The organism is Collinsella sp. SGI.180 (assembly GCF_050313455.1).
Lineage (GTDB): Bacteria > Actinomycetota > Coriobacteriia > Coriobacteriales > Coriobacteriaceae > Collinsella.
In genome coordinates, this window is record NZ_JBNPLL010000006.1 from 62845 (window position 1) to 80097 (window position 17253).

The 17253-nt window shown below is 59.9% G+C and carries 14 protein-coding genes; 8 read left to right on the forward strand and 6 right to left on the reverse strand.

Annotation, left to right across the window (positions count from 1 at the left end):
* Positions 1-60: 60 nt before the first annotated feature.
* Entirely contained in the window at positions 61-930 is an 870-nt protein-coding gene (locus tag ACQRAP_RS03995; protein ID WP_427728297.1) for a patatin-like phospholipase family protein, read from the reverse strand.
* A gap of 322 nt (positions 931-1252) precedes the next feature.
* Between ACQRAP_RS03995 and ACQRAP_RS04000 the strand changes: the two genes are divergently transcribed.
* The 6 genes from ACQRAP_RS04000 (at position 1253) to ACQRAP_RS04025 (ending at position 8634) form a co-directional block, all read left to right on the forward strand.
* Entirely contained in the window at positions 1253-3970 is a 2718-nt protein-coding gene (locus tag ACQRAP_RS04000; RefSeq protein ID WP_427728300.1) for an EAL domain-containing protein, read from the forward strand.
* A 126-nt stretch (positions 3971-4096) separates the two neighbouring features.
* A complete protein-coding gene (locus tag ACQRAP_RS04005; RefSeq protein ID WP_427728303.1) occupies positions 4097-5626 on the forward strand; it encodes a diguanylate cyclase domain-containing protein in 1530 nt (509 codons plus the stop codon).
* 111 nt (positions 5627-5737) lie between these two features.
* A complete protein-coding gene (locus ACQRAP_RS04010; protein WP_427728306.1) occupies positions 5738-6361 on the forward strand; it encodes a flavodoxin family protein in 624 nt (207 codons plus the stop codon).
* 16 nt (positions 6362-6377) lie between these two features.
* The gene (locus ACQRAP_RS04015; protein WP_022093957.1) at positions 6378-6719 is read left to right on the forward strand and encodes an arsenate reductase family protein; all 342 of its coding nucleotides are present in this window, start codon (positions 6378-6380) and stop codon (positions 6717-6719) included.
* A gap of 86 nt (positions 6720-6805) precedes the next feature.
* A complete protein-coding gene (locus ACQRAP_RS04020; RefSeq protein ID WP_427719863.1) occupies positions 6806-7936 on the forward strand; it encodes a GTP-binding protein in 1131 nt (376 codons plus the stop codon).
* Positions 7937-8034: 98 nt separating this feature from the next.
* Positions 8035-8634, forward strand: a complete 600-nt coding sequence (locus ACQRAP_RS04025) for a tRNA (cytidine(34)-2'-O)-methyltransferase (protein ID WP_427728310.1) — start codon at positions 8035-8037, stop codon at positions 8632-8634.
* Positions 8635-8745: 111 nt separating this feature from the next.
* Here ACQRAP_RS04025 and ACQRAP_RS04030 read toward each other — a convergent pair whose 3' ends face one another.
* From ACQRAP_RS04030 to ACQRAP_RS04040, 3 genes are all read right to left on the reverse strand, one after another.
* A complete protein-coding gene (locus tag ACQRAP_RS04030; protein WP_427794957.1) occupies positions 8746-11259 on the reverse strand; it encodes an excinuclease ABC subunit UvrA in 2514 nt (837 codons plus the stop codon).
* A complete protein-coding gene (locus tag ACQRAP_RS04035) occupies positions 11252-12370 on the reverse strand; it encodes an AAA family ATPase (protein ID WP_427747512.1) in 1119 nt (372 codons plus the stop codon). The genes ACQRAP_RS04030 and ACQRAP_RS04035 overlap by 8 nt, the downstream gene beginning before the upstream one ends.
* Positions 12371-12463: 93 nt before the next feature.
* Positions 12464-14467 carry a GTP-binding protein gene (locus tag ACQRAP_RS04040; protein WP_427794958.1) on the reverse strand — a complete coding sequence of 668 codons (2004 nt, stop codon included), beginning with the start codon at positions 14465-14467 and terminating at the stop codon, positions 12464-12466.
* Positions 14468-14710: 243 nt separating this feature from the next.
* Between ACQRAP_RS04040 and mscL the strand changes: the two genes are divergently transcribed.
* A complete protein-coding gene (gene mscL / locus ACQRAP_RS04045) occupies positions 14711-15136 on the forward strand; it encodes a large conductance mechanosensitive channel protein MscL (protein ID WP_154517006.1) in 426 nt (141 codons plus the stop codon).
* Positions 15137-15254: 118 nt separating this feature from the next.
* Here mscL and ACQRAP_RS04050 read toward each other — a convergent pair whose 3' ends face one another.
* Positions 15255-15743, reverse strand: a complete 489-nt coding sequence (locus tag ACQRAP_RS04050; RefSeq protein WP_427794959.1) for an N-acetyltransferase — start codon at positions 15741-15743, stop codon at positions 15255-15257.
* Positions 15744-15820: 77 nt separating this feature from the next.
* On the opposite strand from ACQRAP_RS04050, the gene ACQRAP_RS04055 reads away from it, so the two are divergent.
* Complete coding sequence (locus ACQRAP_RS04055) at positions 15821-16117, forward strand: hypothetical protein (RefSeq protein ID WP_427794960.1); 297 nt, start codon at positions 15821-15823, stop codon at positions 16115-16117.
* 48 nt (positions 16118-16165) lie between these two features.
* Here the strand turns inward: ACQRAP_RS04055 and ACQRAP_RS04060 are convergent, their stop codons facing one another.
* Entirely contained in the window at positions 16166-16870 is a 705-nt protein-coding gene (locus ACQRAP_RS04060; protein WP_427728322.1) for a class I SAM-dependent methyltransferase, read from the reverse strand.
* Positions 16871-17253: the final 383 nt, after the last annotated feature.

Here is a 17253-nt window from a genome sequence, read left to right on the forward strand (position 1 = left end):
CATCCCATTCCAGACGCAAATTCTGGGACGCACTTTCCGCCGAGGGCTCTGCAGTTTGCCCTACTCTGCCAGATATGCTTCCAACGCCGACAAGGTCGCGGCCGCATCACGACGACCGACCTGGTAGATGCGCTCGAGCTCCTCTGGCTCGCGACACAGCGATGGCACCTTCACCGATTCGCTCGGACGCACCACGAAAACCTCGCCGCTGGCCTCGCGACGCGCCAGGTCGTCGAGTGCAGCGTTATATACCTCGTGCCGGCGTTCAAGCGCCTCGACAAACTTCGGATAGTGGCGGAACACACGTCGCAGCATGGGCATCAAACTGTTCGGCTGCTTTACAAAGCCTGCCGGCTGCGTCAGCACCACGATGTTGCGGTCATACCCCTGTTCGAATAACCACGCACTGGGAATGGAATCGGCCACGCCGCCATCCAGATATCGATGTCCGTCAATCCGAACGGGTTTGGTCGCCACGGGAATCGCCGACGATGCCCGAATCCACTCGATATCGCGCTCATCGCCATACGGCAGGTCGTGATAGACGGCCTCACCCGTCTCGATATCGGTGCACACACACGTAAACCGCATAGGACAGGCACGATACGCCTCTAAGTCGACAGGATCGCGCTCAAGCGGCACCTCATGATAGGCAAAATCGGCATTGAACATGTCACCGGTTCGCAGCCAGCTTGTCACGCTCGCATAGCGCTTGTCGGCGCAATAGGCCTTGTTATACCGAATGGCGCGACCGATCTGGCGTGACTTAAAATTGTACCCAAACGCCGCACCCGCCGAGACACCCACCATATGGTCACAAGTTAAGCCGTGCTCCATCCAGACATCGAGTACGCCCGCCGTATACATACCGCGGTAGCCGCCTCCCTCGAGCGCAAGCCCCACCGTGCGCGTCGTATCCGGCTGTGCCATGCGACCATCTCCGTTCCTGCGTTTAAAACCGGGACAAGTATACCCGTCAACATATAGCGTCTCAGTCGCATTTTTATCGGACATCTCATCATTGCGGTACCGTTTAGCGAATAATGGCCGCGCACAGCATGGGCACCCATATATAATTCTGCGCTGTTGTTTATACTACTCAGCAGTTATCAACTGCAAACATTAGCCGGTAAATTAACCCAACAACGCAGCGAGGCGGGGCCTGGATACACGCAAAGCGCCGAACAACAACGCGTGTGCACAACGAGCTCGCCCGACGCAATTCGCCCGACCTCAGAAAGCCGCTTACGACATGGATACTGTCAGCAATTACACCGAGACGCTCGAAAAGACCGTCCGCGACCTTCTTGAACGTCAGGACGATCTGATCAGGACCGCCTTTACCGACCAGCTTACCGGACTTGGCAACCGCGGCGGCTTTGTCCGTTCCCTCGAGGAGCTCTGGGAGCAGGAACTGCCCGTCACCATGGCTTTTATCGACATCGATAACCTTAAGCACTGCAACGACGTCTTTGGGCATGACGAGGGCAACCGCTACATCTTGCAGGTAAGCCTCTATCTCAAGCTGTATATGAAGGTGGACGAGGCGGCGTTTCGACTGGGAGGCGATGAGTTCGCCATCCTCTCTACGATTGCAACCGAGGACGACCTCGCCGATCGTCTGGAACACTGCCGAACAATCTTGCTCAACAACAACGATTCCGGGATGCCCCACTCGTTTAGTTACGGAGTGTCCCACGCCGACCCCGCCCTGGGCGAAGCCCCCAATCGCATGACGCTCGATGCCGACCGTCGCATGTACGACTACAAACTACGCCATGCCTTGCACCTCGATCGACGCAATATCACGCAAGTCCATACCGACGACTTCGAAATAAGCGACCGTGTTTTCGACGCCTTTTCGATGCTCAACGAAGGTCGTTATTTCTTTATCGAGAACTTGGACAAACATCGCACCCTTTGGTCACAAGGTGCCTTGCGCGATCTCGGACTTCCTTCAGAGCACATAGACAACTGTCTCGATTACTGGAAAAAGCGCGTCCATCCCGATGACCTTGAGGCTTTTACCGACGACTTCGACCAAGTCTATAACGGCTCCAAGCACCATCGAGTCATGCAGTATCGTGTACGCAACGCCACAGGCGACTACGTGCTCTGCCGTGCTCGCGGTTTTCGCATCGATGGGAGCGAAAACGAGCCCTCGCTCTATGTCGGCGAGCTCGTCAATCATTCCCTTGCCGAGACCGTCGACGCCGCCACGGGGCTTGGAACGCAGCGTATGCTGGTCAACGCTATCGATGCCTGTCGCCTTGACCGCTGCAAAACAGGACTCATCGCCGTGCGCGTTCGCGGCACGACGAAGCTCAACGAGCTCTATGGAGCCGAGGCGGTCGACAGCATGCTTGCCGAATACGCAAGCCGTATGCTGTCGATCACCCGCGGCAGGAGTCGCGTCTTCCGTTCACGAAGTGTCCAGTTCGTCGTGCTCAGCAACGCTTTGGACCACGGGGCATTTGAACTCCTGACCCATCGTCTAAAAGAGACCATTTTTGCCCCCGTTCAAATCGCGGGCGACACCATCACGCCCGTTTGCATTGTCGCCCCGGTCTTTTACGAGCGACTGGACTACCAAACATCTGCTGTTTTGCGCGAACTCGACCGTCGCCTTCGCACGGCTGGCGGGCTTGTCCCCAACGACAGCCTCCCTATACCCGAGATCGAGCGCAAAAGCGCAATCGCCGAACGCATCGATATGCTCACCGGCCTCTGCCGACCCAGCGAGTTTATGCGCCGTGCCAATGCCTTCATCAAGGCAAAGCGCGACGGCGCTTGGTGTATCGCCACCGTCGACATGGGCCACATGCGCCTATTTAACGAATGGTATGGACAGGCCGAAGGCGACCGTATGCTTGCCGATGTGGGCACGGTGCTCAAGGATATCGAGAACGCCGACATGGGTGTCGCGGGATACTGGGGGCAAGACGACTTTTGTCTGCTCATACCCTTTGAGCGCGATTTCGTTCACCGAGTCTATGCGCGCGTGCGCGAGGCTGTAGCCAAGCACGACGACGGCGTAGGCTTTTGGCCGTCCATGGGCGTATGCCCCATCGACGCGAGCGAGGAAATCACCATTGATGCCCAGGCCAAGGCCATGTTTACCAATCGACGCGCCAAAAACGACTTTAAGGAGCGCATTGCCGTTTTCCGCCCCGAGGAATACGAGCATGAGGTTGCGTTCCACCACACGCTAACCGAGTTCCAGTATGCGCTCTCAAACGGCCGCATCACTTACTACCTGCAGCCCCAGGTCGATATGGAAACCGGCGAGATCATTGGCGCCGAGGCGCTCACACGCTGGATTGACAAGGATGGATCCCTCATTTCACCTGTCACCTTTATCCCCGCTCTCGAGGAAAGCGGCTTTGTGGTAACGCTCGACAAATATGTTTGGCAGGGCGTTGCCACATGGCTTCGCGAGCGTCTCGATCGCGGTCTTCGCGTGGTTCCGATCTCCCTCAACGTGTCGCGCGTGGACATTCTTGCCTGCGACGTTGCCGAACATATGGGGGCGCTCGCCGCCCAATACAACCTGCCGCCCGAGCTTATGCGTATCGAGATCACCGAGACCGCCTATACCGGAGAGTCCGAGGCCGTGGATAAGCTGACCGCGGATCTGCACACCCGCGGCTTCTCGACCTATATGGACGATTTTGGTACCGGCCAGTCCACGCTCGCGATGCTCAGGAACGTGAATGTTGACGTCATCAAGCTCGACCGCACCTTTGTGCCCACCGACCGCGATCAAGGCCGCAGCGCGCGGATCGTGTCATCGATGCTCGAGATGGCGCAGTCGCTCCATCTGCCCGTTGTAATCGAAGGCATCGAGACAAATGAGCAGGCGAACATGCTACGCCACATGGGCGCCCGCTACGCTCAGGGTTTCCTCTACTACCGACCCATGCAGGCAAAGGATTTTGAGGCATTGCTCGATGGCGGCAATAACAACTGATACGCTCGCGCGCAAAACGCCACCGTCGAAGGAAGCATTTGTCCCCATGGCTAACTCATATTCCCAATCCAAGCCGAATTGGGGATATGATACAAACCGTTGTCCTGCCCAAGGAGGTTATCCATCATGAACGAGTCGTACCGCATGGGCGAGCAATCGATTATTGCCTATCTTCAGCGACTTGCGAATGGCATCTCGACCGCCGAACTCGATGTTGCCGCGCTGCCCGCTGGGCTACGCGCCGTTGGTGAGCAACTGCAAAAGACGTATGCCATCCTGCAACAAGAGCGCCAGCTGCTTGAGCGCAACGCCTATATCGATCCGCTCACCAACTTGGGCAACCGCAGCGGACTCGACCGTCACGTCGAGCAGCTCTGGTGCAAAGGCGACCCCTTCACCTGCGCCTATATTGACATCGACCATCTCAAGCATTGCAACGATATGTTTGGCCACGCCGAAGGCAATCGCTATATTCTGAGTATCTGCCGCACGCTCTCCGAAACCATGGAGCACGATGAGATGCTGTTCCGTATCGGTGGAGACGAGTTTGTGCTTATCTCGCTCTCCGCAAACGAGACTGAACTCGAGCAGCGCTTGGAGCAGGTACGTGCCGAGCTGATCGAGGCGAGCTCAGGTGGCAAGGCGCCCATGATCGCCAGCTTTAGCTTTGGCTGCTCGCGCGTCGATCCACTTGCCGGCGACACGCGTCGCCAGATGACGATGGATGCCGATCGCAAGATGTATCGCTATAAGCTTATGCATCGTGTGCAGCAACCGAAAGACAATGACGCGCCGCAACGCCCAATCGTCGATCAGCTTCCCTGCAACGACCGGGTGTTCCAAGCGATCTCCATGAGCTCCGAGACGCGCTATCCGTTCATCCTTAACCTCGATACGGGAGAATCGCAATGGTCGGTTAACGCCGTGCGCGATTTTGACCTGCCCTCCCAGCACCCTTTTAACTCACTCGACATGTGGCTCGCCCGCGTTCATCCCGAGGACCGCGACAACGTGCGCGCCGAGCTCGACATGGTGATAAACGGCACGTGGCACTTCCATTACATGCAGTATCGCGTAATGGATGCCACCGGAAAATACGCGCTTTGCGACTGCACGGGCTACCGCTTGGACGGCACCGATACCGAGCCCAGCATGTATGTGGGCATTATCATCAACCGAAGCTTGGCAGATACGACAGATTCCGTGACTGGCCTGGGCGATATTCACGCCCTGGTCAACGCCATTGGTGAAATGCGTCGCGTGGCGCGCGAGGCAGGCTTTATTGCCATTAAAATCAACGATATCGCTCAGGTCAATGCCCGCTTTGGCTTTGATGCGGGCGACCGTGTTTTGGCAGAAAGTGCCGCCTGCCTTATGGAATGCTCGCGCGGCAAGGGTCGTCTGTTCCGCTCGACGGGACCAATGTTCGTGGCGCTTTTCGACGACTTTGATCCCGAAGAGACCGACGCGATCGCAGACGAAATCGAGCGATTCTTGGGGTCGCCCGTGCTCTTTGGCTCATTTGAATATCAGCCGCCCATTCGTGTAGCGACACTTCATCTAGACGCTGTCGACCGACAGCCCGTTTCCATTTTGAACGAGCTCAAAGCGCTGCTTGAAGAGGCGCCGCAAGTACCGGGCACCAAGCTGGACTAGCGTCGTGGGGAGCGATGTGAAACACAAGCCGTTTCACATCGCTCCCCACGCCATCTGCCCTCTCGTGCGATAATCCTCCGCAGAAGTCACCGACAACAGAGGGAGTTTGTGATGAAGGTTCTTTTGGTCAATGGCAGTCCCAAGGCAAACGGCAACACCGCCCGCGCACTCGCCGAAGTCGCCGAGCAGCTCAATGCCGAAGGCATTGATACCGAGGTGTTTCAGCTGGGCGCCAAGCCCATTCGCGATTGTATCGGTTGCGGCCAGTGCGGCAAGCTTGGCGGTCGCTGCACCTTTGACGACGACGTGGTGAACGAGCTCATCGCTGCCGCTGAGCAGGCAGACGGCTTTGTCTTTGGCTCACCCGTCTACTATGCGCACCCCAGCGGACGCATCCTTTCGGCCCTCGATCGCGCCTTCTATGCGGGCGGGCACGCCTTTGCGCACAAACCCGGCGCCGCGGTCGCTGTCGCCCGTCGCGGTGGCACGTCGACCACCTTCGATGTGCTCAACAAGTACTTCACCATTAACCAGATGCCCGTGGTCGCCTCCACGTACTGGAACAACGTCTTTGGTCGCGTGCCCGGCGACGCCGATGGGGATGCCGAGGGCCTTGCCACCATGCGCAACATCGGCAAGAACATGGCCTGGCTCCTGCAATGTATCGAAGCAGGACAGGCCGCCGGCATCAGCGCGCCCGAAGCCGATCGCGAGCGCACCAACTTCATCAGGTAGAACGGCGGAGCAATATATGAATATCCAGATTTTTGGCACCAAAAAGTCCTTCGATACCAAGAAGGCCCAGCGCTATTTTAAGGAGCGCCGCATTAAGGTGCAGTTTATTGACCTTAAGGAAAAGGAGATGAGCAAAGGCGAGCTCACGAGCGTGATGCAGGCGGTCGGCGGCATCGACAAGCTGCTCAACCCCAAAGCCAAGGACGAGGAGACACTCGCACTTATCCAGCACCTCACTCCCAGCCAGCGCTTTGATAAGCTGCTCGAGAATCAGCAGGTACTGGCCGAGCCCATCGTGCGCAACGGCAAAAAGGCCACCGTCGGTTATTGCCCCGATGTGTGGGGAGCCTGGGAGTAGCCTGTGTTATTTGCCGGCGCGTGGGTATAAGAGCAGGCGTTTGGCATATGATTTTACTGTAAGCCATGTCTAACAAAGGAGGGCACATGCCCAACAAACCCGTGAAGATCATCATGCTTACCGGATACCTCGGTGCCGGCAAGACCACGCTGCTCAACCATATCCTCGCCAACGACGGCGGTATCCGCGCCGCCGTGATCGTCAACGATATCGGCGAGATCAACGTCGACGCCAGCCTTATCGCCGACGGCGGCCTTTCCGAGACCGACGACCTCATCCCGCTCACCAACGGCTGCATCTGCTGCACGCTTTCGGACGACCTGGCCAACCAGCTGCAGGGCATTGCCGATTCGGGCAAGTTCGACTACATCATCATCGAGGCCTCCGGTATTTGCGAGCCTATCCCCATCGCCTACACCATCTCGAGCTTCTGCGACGAGGCCAAAGTGGGCGGCGAACCCAAGCTCGCGCTCGACAACATCGTTGCCGTGGTCGACTGCGCCCGCATGTACGACGAGTTCAACGGCGGTCGCGACCTGCTGGCCGAGGATATCGACGAGGACGACATCGAGAGCCTGCTCATCCAGCAGATCGAGTTTTGCTCCACGCTGATCCTCAACAAGACCGATACCGTGAGCCCTGAGCAGATCGCCGAGCTCAAGGCCATCGTGCGCAGCCTGCAGAAGGACGCCGTGATTGTCGAGGCTCAAAACGGCGAGGTCCCCATGGAGGAGCTGCTCGATACCGATCGCTTCGACTTTATGCGCGCCTACAACTCCGCCGCCTGGATCGAGGCCATGGAGCATCCCGAGGAGCACGACGACCCCGAGGTGCTCGAGTACGACATCGAGACCTTTGTGTACTCGCGCCGTAAGCCGTTTGACCTGCAGAAGTTCACCGATTTTGTTGAGCAGGAGTGGCCCGACGAGGTCATTCGCGTCAAGGGTCCGCTGTGGCAGACCGGCGATCCGGACATGTGCTACATGTTCGAGCAGGCCGGCCGCCAGATGCGCCTGATGGAGAACGGCTTGTTCGTTGACTCGGCGCCCGAGGGCGAGAAGCAGAAGATCATCGACGAGAACCCCGAGATCATGCAGATTTGGGACGACGAGACGGGCGACCGCATGACGAGCCTGTGCATCATCGGCCGTCACATGGACAAGGATGCGCTCATCGCCGCCCTCGATGCCTGCCTGACCGACTGGCACCGCGCTTAGGTTATCCAAGTGGGCGTTTTCCGCCCACGTAACCATCAAACCACCACGAAGGTGACTGCCCCTTCGTGGTGGTTTTTCGTTCTATGCCAAGGAGATTCATGTTCAATATCGTGCTGTATGCTCCCGAGATTCCGGCCAATACGGGTAATATCGGCCGTACCTGCGTGGTTACCGGCGCCCGCCTGCATCTGGTGGAGCCACTGGGCTTTTCGCTCGACGACAAAACGGTGCGTCGCGCCGGCCTGGGCTACTGGCAAAACTTGGACGTGACGACCTATGCCAGCTGGGAGGATTTCCTTGCGCGCAATGACCTCTCCCCCGCCGACGACCGCTTGCATCTGCTGACCAAAAAGGCACGCCGAACCTATGCGCAAAGCACTTACCGTGACGGCGACTATTTGGTCTTTGGCAGCGAAAGCTCGGGGATTCCCGAAGGGCTGCTCGCCGCAGCGCCCGAGCGTTGCGAGCGCATCCCCATGCTGCGCGATTGTGACTCACTCGACAACGCCGAGGCCTGGGAAGCCCACGAGGAATCGCTCGGACATACCGAGAACGGCCATGAGGCCATCCTTCGGCAGGATATCTGCGGCAACTTCGTCAATCCGGACGACTACCGCATCAGCGCACTCAACCTCTCCAACAGCGCCGCCATCGTCCTCTACGAAGCCCTGCGCCAGACAGGCTTTGCCGGTATGTAAAAACCTGCCATTAGGGGACGGGGCAGAAATGGTAGACTTTCAAACCCTCTAACCCTTGACAAATTGGTTTTGGCATCAACGCGACAAAGGGCTGCCCCTTTGTCGCTTTGCCTATAGGTAGCGGCCAGTAATGCTCTTGGAGCAAGCAGCGATATCCGCCGGCGTGCCGGCGCAGACGACTTGCCCGCCCGCATCGCCACCGCCCGGCCCCATGTCGATCACATAATCGGCATTGCGGATAAGGTCGAGATCGTGCTCGATCACGATAACCGTTGCACCCTTGGCGACGAGGCCGTCAAACACGTTCAGCAGCACCTGAACATCGAGCGGATGCAGGCCGATCGTGGGCTCGTCGAATACGAATACGGCATCGTCCTGCACGCGGCCCATCTCGCTCGCAAGCTTTAAACGCTGCGCCTCGCCGCCCGAAAGCGCCGGCGTGGGCTCACCGAGTGTAAGATAGCCCAAGCCCAGGTCGTGCAAGGTCAGCAAGCGCGCCTGAACCTTCTTGAGCCCCACCGTGGCGTCGAGAGCCTCGTCCACGCTCATGTCCATGAGCTGCGGCAACGTAAGCTTGCTCCCGTCCTTGCCCTCGCGATGGATATGCGAAGCCGCGTCTGCATAACGCGAGCCTCGACATGCTGGGCAGATGATCTCGACGTCGGGCAAAAATTGCACGTCGAGCGATATCGAGCCCGTGCCGTCACACGTAGGGCAGCGCAAGGCGCCAGTGTTGTAGCTAAAGGCACCCGCTTTGTAGCCGGCTGCCTTGGCTTCGGGCGTACGGGCGAAGGCGCGGCGCAGCTCATCATGGATGTCGGCATAGGTCGCTACCGTCGAGCGCACGTTGGCGCCGATAGGTGTGGCGTCAATCAGGTTTGCGCGTGCGATACCCTCGGCGTCGACCCAGCGCACATGGCTTGGCAGGCGCTCGCCAGCTGCCTGGGCCTTAAGCGCCGGGATGAGTGTCTCGAGCACCAACGTCGTCTTACCCGAACCCGAAACGCCCGTCACCGCGACAAGGCGACCGCGCGGTATATCGACTTCGAGCGGTTTGACGGTATGGATGGCATCGGTTGCCATGCGGATGTGGCCCTGGTCGAACAGTTCGTCGTCAGTCACCTGCGGGCGCATACGCTTGGGGTCTGCGCGCAAAAACGGGGCGATGCGGCTGCCCTGCGATTGTTCGACCTCGTCCACCGTGCCAGCGGCAATCACATTACCGCCGCCAGCTCCGGCAACGGGGCCCATCTCGACCAGATAGTCGGCTTCCACCAGCACACGTGTATCGTGGTCGACAACAACCACGGTGTTGCCGTCATCAACCAGATCGCGCATCACGCCTACCAGACCATCAACATTGGCAGGATGCAAGCCAATCGAAGGCTCGTCCAACACATAGAGCACGCCCGTCGATCGGTTGCGCACCACGCGGGCGAGCTGCACGCGCTGACGCTCGCCCGTGGAGAGCGTGGCGCCGGCGCGATCGAGCGAAAGATAGTCGAGACCCAGATCGACCAGGCGACGGGCCGCGCTCAAAAACGAATCGCAGATATCCATCGCCATGGGCCGCATCTCGGGCGGCAAGGATGCGGGCACCCCGTGCACCCACTCAACCGCATCACCAAGCGTCATGGCCGCGGCCTGCGCCAGATTGATACCGCGCACCTGGGGCTGGCGCGCAGCCTCGGAGAGGCGCGTGCCGCCACAGTCACGACATGGCCCCTCGCGCAAAAAGCGCGCCACACGTTTTAAGCCCTTATCGTCCTTAACCTTGGCGAGCGCGTTCTCGACGGTATAGACGGCATTGTAATAGGTGAAGTCGAGCGGCGTAGCGCCCTCGCCGTTTTTGGGAACGTAGAGAATGTGCTTCTTAACCGCCGGGCCATGAAACACGATGTCGCGCTCTTGAGGCGTGAGCTGGTTAAACGGCACGTCGGTACGCACACCCATCTCGCCTGCCACCTGCTTCATCAGATCCCACATGAGCATGCCCCAAGGAAGCACCGCGCCTTCGTTGATAGTCTTGGACTCGTCGGGCACCAGGCTCGCCTCGTCCACCTCGCGCATGACACCGGTGCCGCCGCAGGTGGGACACGCGCCGCTGCTGTTAAAGGCAAGGTCCTCGGCACCCGGCGCGTAGAACTCACGGCCGCACTCGGGGCACGTGAGCGACAGGCCCGCGGCCACGTTAAGGCTCGGCTCCACGCGCGCCCCGCAGTGCGGGCACACGTGATGGGCGCAACGGCTAAAGAGCAGACGCAGGCTATTGTTGAGCTCGGTCATGGTACCAAAGGTCGAGCGCACACCCGGCACGCTGGGGCGCTGATGCAATGCGAGCGCCGCCGGTACGTGCAGCACCTCGTCCACCTGGGCATGTTCGGCCTGCGTCAGACGGCGGCGAGTATAGGTGCTAAGCGCCTCCAGGTAGCGACGCGAGCCCTCGGCGTAAAGAACGCCCAGTGCCAGCGAACTCTTGCCCGAACCCGATACGCCAGCAATACCCACGAGCTTTCCCAGCGGAATATCGATATCGATGTCCTTGAGGTTGTGCACACGCGCGCCACGTACCTCTATAGCCTGCGGGCTCATCTTCTGTTCCGTCACCTTTATCACCCTACTCATGCCATAAAACGCGGTCGCGGATGTACTCGCCCAGCATGGGCACGGTAAACCGGACGAGGCCGTATCCGGCAGCCTCGATGACGCGCTCGCGAATCAGGCTTGCGCGATATTTACTCGCCCAGCTTTGGGTGCGGTCGCAGCGCTCAATGATGTCAGCCATGCGCGTCGGCTTGCCCCCATCAGCCGCCATGGCCTCGATAAAGAGGCGCTGCGGACTGCGCAACCCGTAATACAAAGGGGCGTCGACTGCTTCATAGAACTCGGAGATGGCATCGGCGTAGCCAGCCTCGACATCGCACACTTCAATGACCCGCGAGTCACGCCGGACAGCAGACCTCCACATGTAATATCCCACCAGCTGAACCATATAGGGATACCCCATGCTCTTGCGCGCCGCAAGGTCCGCCGTCTCCGCATCAACGCAAAGACCAGTGCCTTTGACCGTCTGGATATATGAATCGCGCACTTTGGGCAAAGAAATCGCCCCCAGCGTACGCTGCTGGGCGCGGCGCAAAAACGTTACGCTCGGCTCTTCGAGCAAGTCATCAACCATGCTGGGCAAGCCGGCAAAAACCAGCGCAAGACCGCGCTGGTCGCTATCGGGCAAGCCCGTAGCATCCTGGTCTCCGAGCACCTGCTGATAGAGAACGGCCAGCGCCGCCAGCTCCTCGATAGATGCCGATTGGGCCTCGTCAATCGCAAACAGTAAGCCCTTTCCCGGCCCGAGTTTCTTGAGGCGTTCGTTGACTAACCCGCGCAACGTCTCGCCTTTTGCCCGCGCCGCCTCGACCGACATTCGGCCAAACGACGGACCAAACTCCATTGACGTCACAACGGGTTTATTCGAGCGAAGCGCGTCGGCCAAGCGGTCGCATAGGCCAAGCGAGGCGGAATCGGAGACAACCGCCCATCCGCGCTCGCTAGCTAAACGCTGCAGCTCCCGCAAGAGAACTGTTTTGCCACAGCCGCGGTTTCCCGTAATGAGCATGAGCCTGCCCGGCGCTCCGGCGCCGTTATCGAGCCCTTCCTCGAAATCTTCGATGACCGACTCGCGGCCGATGAGTATCGGAGGCCGCTTGCCAGCCGTGGGCTTAAAGGGATTTGGATTCATGTCGGCCTCCTCGGATTGGCAAACCCTGGTAACAGTTATACCAACTTATACCGAGTTATACCAACAGGATGCGACAAAGAGACTGACCCTCTATCACCTATGGCCGAAAAACTCGACGTCCGCCGCTCGCCAGGGGCGGAAGGTGGCGGGATCGACCTTTACGTGGGCTGCCTCGGGGACGTCGTACCACTTGACCGTGTAGCCAGCGCCGTGAGAGCAAAAGATCGAGTCGGGCGTGTTGGGTAGATCGGCCTCGGGCTCATAGGCGACAGTCTCGATGACGCGCTCGGCATCATGGCATGCCGCATAGCCGGCAAACTCCAGGTACAGATGCCCGCGACCGCTCGTGTAAGCGGCCACCTCCAGCGCATAATCCTGCACCTCGGATGCCGGCACGCGACCCACAAGCTTTGCCCGTTCGCCCGCCATCGTCGGCGGCTCGTAGTCGGCTCCCATACGCGTGGCGTCTGACAACGCCCTGCCCACACACTCCCCCGGCACCTCGAGCTCAAAGCGATACCACGGCTCCAACAGCACCGCCGCGCCGGCCTCACGCGCCTGCATGAGCCCCTGGCGAATCGCGCGGTACGTGGCCTGGCGAAAGTCGCCGCCCTCGGTGTGTTTGGCATGCGCACGGCCACCTGTGAGCGTAATGCGCACATCGGTGATGGGCGAGCCGGTCAGCACGCCCAGGTGATCTCGCTCCATGGCGTTTGTGAGCGCCAGGCGTTGCCAGTTAAGATCGAGCTCGTCGGTCGAAGTCACGGTGCCAAACTGCACGCCCGAACCCGCCGGCAACGGCTCTAGGCGCAGATGCACCTCGGCATAGTGGCGCAGCGGCTCAAAGTGGCCCACGCCCTCGACCGGCTGCGAAATGGTCTCCTTATAGAGAATGCCGCCGGGCTCAAACGAAATCGAAAGGCCAAAGCGATCGGCCAACACCCGCTGCACGACCTCGAGTTGCACGGCGCCCATCAGCTGCAGGTGAATCTGCTCCAGATGAGTATTCCAGCTTACGCCGAGCATGGGGTCTTCGTCCGCCAACTCAGTCAGCGCTTTAAACACCGCATGGACATCGTGTTCGCCCGGAAGCACCGTATAGGTGAGGACCGGAGCGATGACGGGCGCATCACACACGGGCTCCGCACCCAAGGCGTCCCCTGGGCGAACGTGCGCAAGACCCGTCACGGCACAAATACCGCCAGCAGCAACTTCTTGGGCAAGCTCATACTTTTCGCCGTTATAGATGCGCACCTGATCGACCTTCTGCTCCCATACCTCGGCACCGGAACGTCCGCTGATCATCTGTTTTGCACACAGCGTGCCGCCGGTCACTTTAACCCATGCCAAGCGCTCGCCTCGATCCCCGCGGCTGACACGATAGACGCGTGCGGCAAACTCCGGAAGCCATATCTGTTCGCGCATCAGCACGCATATGCCATCCAGCAGCTCGCTCACGCCCTGGTCCTTGAGCGCCGAGCCGGCAAAGCAGGGAAAGAGCTTGCGCTCGGCAACCATGCGCGACAGCGTTGCGACGGAAAGCTCACCTGCCTCAAGAAACTCCTCGAGCGCCGCCTCGTCCAACGCAGCAGCGTCCTCCTGAACGGCGCCGCCCTCCAGCAGTTCGTTGGCATCCAGGCATCCTTCGGAAAGACGCCGCCCAAGTTGTGCCAGCAAAACATCGCGGCCGGGATTCTCCAAATCGATTTTGTTGATATAGATGAACGTCGGAATGTCATAGCGTGCAAGCAGGCGCCACAGGGTTTCGGTGTGCCCCTGCACGCCGTCGTTGGCGCCCACAACTAAAATCGCGTAGTCGAGTGCGCGCAGCGTGCGCTCCGCCTCGGCAGAAAAATCGACATGCCCCGGTGCATCCACGAGCATGACGCGGGTATCACCGTGGTCGAGCACGGCCTGCGACGAGAAAATCGTAATGCCGCGCTCGCGCTCGATCGCGTTAGTGTCCAGATGCGAATCGCCATCGTCCACGCGGCCGCGCTTACGAATGCGACCCGCATCGAACAGCATGGCCTCGGCCAGCGTGGTCTTGCCAGCATCGACATGCGCCAAGATTCCAACGACCGCTTGCTTCGACATGGCTCTCCTCTTATTGCGAGCCCGTCGCACGCGGCAACGGGCGCTCTCGTTCCACACTGGATGATACAATTTACGGGCCGGCGGGCGAAGCGGGCCCTATCCCCCGACCGAGCTCATCGCCCCGCGTTGCCGCGCGGCGATTTTCGTAGGTTCGCGCCTTGCGAAAGCCGGCACCCCCTTTTTGCCTGCCCGGGCTCATCCGGGGCGGTAACAACGCTAACCCCACAACAGCGAGGAGTCACCATGAAGACATTGCTCAACGAGTTCAAGGAATTCATCAATCGCGGCAACGTGATGGACATGGCCGTCGGCGTGATTATCGGCGGCGCATTCACCGCCATCGTGACCTCACTTACCGATAACATCATCAACCCGCTTATCTCCGTGATTGCCGGCGGTAGCGCTACCGAGATCTCGGGGCTGGTGGTGCCGGGCACTAATATCGACTTTGGCGCCTTTATCGGCTCGTGCATCAATTTTTTGATTGTGGCGGCAATCGTCTTTGCCATCGTCAAGGCATTCAACAAGGCGCAGGAAATCGGCGACAGGCTCGCCGGTGCCACCGCCGAGGAAGCCGCACCGGCGCCCGTCTGTCCGTATTGCCTGGAAGAGGTGCACGAAGGCGCGACCAAGTGTTGCCACTGCGGAAGCGAGCTGCCCCGAGCGTAGGTGCCTTAGAGCCGACAGCGAGCGGCATCTACCACCTTGCAAAACAGCGCAGCGATCAAAAATGGCCCCACCCGAGGCCATTTTCGCTTACATGGAGCGTAGATACGCGCCCCCGCTCTTATGCCTCGCGCAGCCAGTCAAACGCAACACGCGGCGTGCCGTCCGACACATACACGACGCCGGCACGCTCAAACCCCGCTTTAATACTCGCGCCCTGCATGGGCAGGTTGTCCCGATGCGTATCGATACGCAGGTGGTCGGCACGCTCTTTGGCAAAGGCGAACATCGCAGCCGCGATACCGTGCACGGTGCCGTCGGACGCCACACGGTGCAGCACGGCGTACGGAGTGTCGCTGCGCCATTGCCCGTCCTCAATTACGTCATAGCACTCGTCCGGGCCCGGTAAAAAGGCGAACGTCGCCACCACGCGGCCGTCGACTTCGCACACATAGCTACCACCGGCGGCGATATCGGCAGCCAGCTGCTCGGCAGAAGGCGTGCCCTCGGGCCACTGCGTGGCGTTGCCATGCGCGCGCATAAAGGCACGGGCCGCGTCATAGATAGCCATGACGGCGGGAATGTCGGTATCGAGGGTTTTTCTGATCATCACGCAGCGACCTCACGTTTATTGGTATCACTTTGATTGAGCAATGATACCAGCGTTTGAAGAGGGGCGAGAAGCAGATGGGAAGCAAAAAGCGAGCCGCCTGGTCAAAGGCCAAAAGCGAGTTTTTGGGCGCTGCCACCGGTGGCGCTATGAGCGACCTGTTTGCGCGCGAGGACGAGCGCCGCGACACCCTGAACGCCGAGCGCGATGAAGCCTGGCGCTACAAGTCGTGCGAGCGCAAAAACCGTTACGGCACACGCGCCGAGGCCGAGGCCGTTATGGCCGACTGCGAAAGCCGCGGGCGGCGTGGTTTGGCCTGCTACAAATGCGAATACTGCGGCGGCTGGCACCTGACGTCGCACCCTTGGAAATAGGCCCCGCATCGGCACGACACTGACCGAGCGCCAACCATCGCCCGCAAGCTACGGGCGCGGCGGCACCAAAACATCGTAACGAACGGCCTTGCCCGCAAGTTGATAGCTCGGCTTAACGCCAGCAAGCAGCGGCCCCTTCATCGGCCGCTTGATAACGACCTTGCGCGGGCGCACCGCAAGCGCAGCTTCGACCAGCGTCTCCTCATCGGCACACGGCTGTTCCAGATGATGCAAGAGTTGAAACTTCTTTTTAACCGCCGCGCTCTTTGTGCGCTCGGGAAACATGGGGTCCAGATACACCACGTCGGGAGCGGTGAGCTCGCCCTGCCCGATTAACTCAGTTATATGGTGAAGGCCTGCAATGCTGTCCTCGCCCGCACGTAAGCGCATGCGTGCCACGGCAGTCGCAAGCGCCGGATTATCTGCCGCGCGATCCAAGGCATCCTTGAGGAGCGCCGCGATCACGCAATCCTGCTCATACAGATCGACGGTAAAGCCCGCAGCCGCCAGCAGCAGCGAATCCTCGCCAAAGCCTGCCGTGGCATCAATCGCCCATGGGCACTCGACGCCTTTTGCGCGCGCAGCCTTTACCAACAGCTCTTGCTGCAGACGACCCTGTTTGAGCCGTGGCAGCATGCGGTCAAAATCGGCACGCAACTCCATCGTGCCGTCGGTGAGCGTGAGGCCCGCGGACTTCCCGGTCAGCTCAAGCCCCGCGGCCCGAGCAACAGAAAAGGGATCGACGACGCCCATGGGTACTCCTTAACAAGCAAAATGAATACGTGAGCGCCGTTTATGCCAGCACCCAACCGTCCGCTATTGTCCCACATGCGACATGGCCCACAGCATCCCAATGCAAAGCACCGCCATCAATCCCGTGCACACGGCAGCGATCACAGAATCGCCCATGCGCCTTCCCAACGACCGCGGCTCATGCACTCGCCCCGCTCCGTACATCATGGCTCCTCCTTAAGAACGGCTCCTTGTTACGGTCTCATCATCGCAGCGCCGCACATGAGCTGCCATCGATTTGGCTTACGTCCAGCTTTCCTTTTTGAAAGGTCGAATTGGGCTGCGCGGGCTCAAAGCGCTTTCAGGCGCACGCATCGCTGCGTTGAACTACAATGTGCTTCACC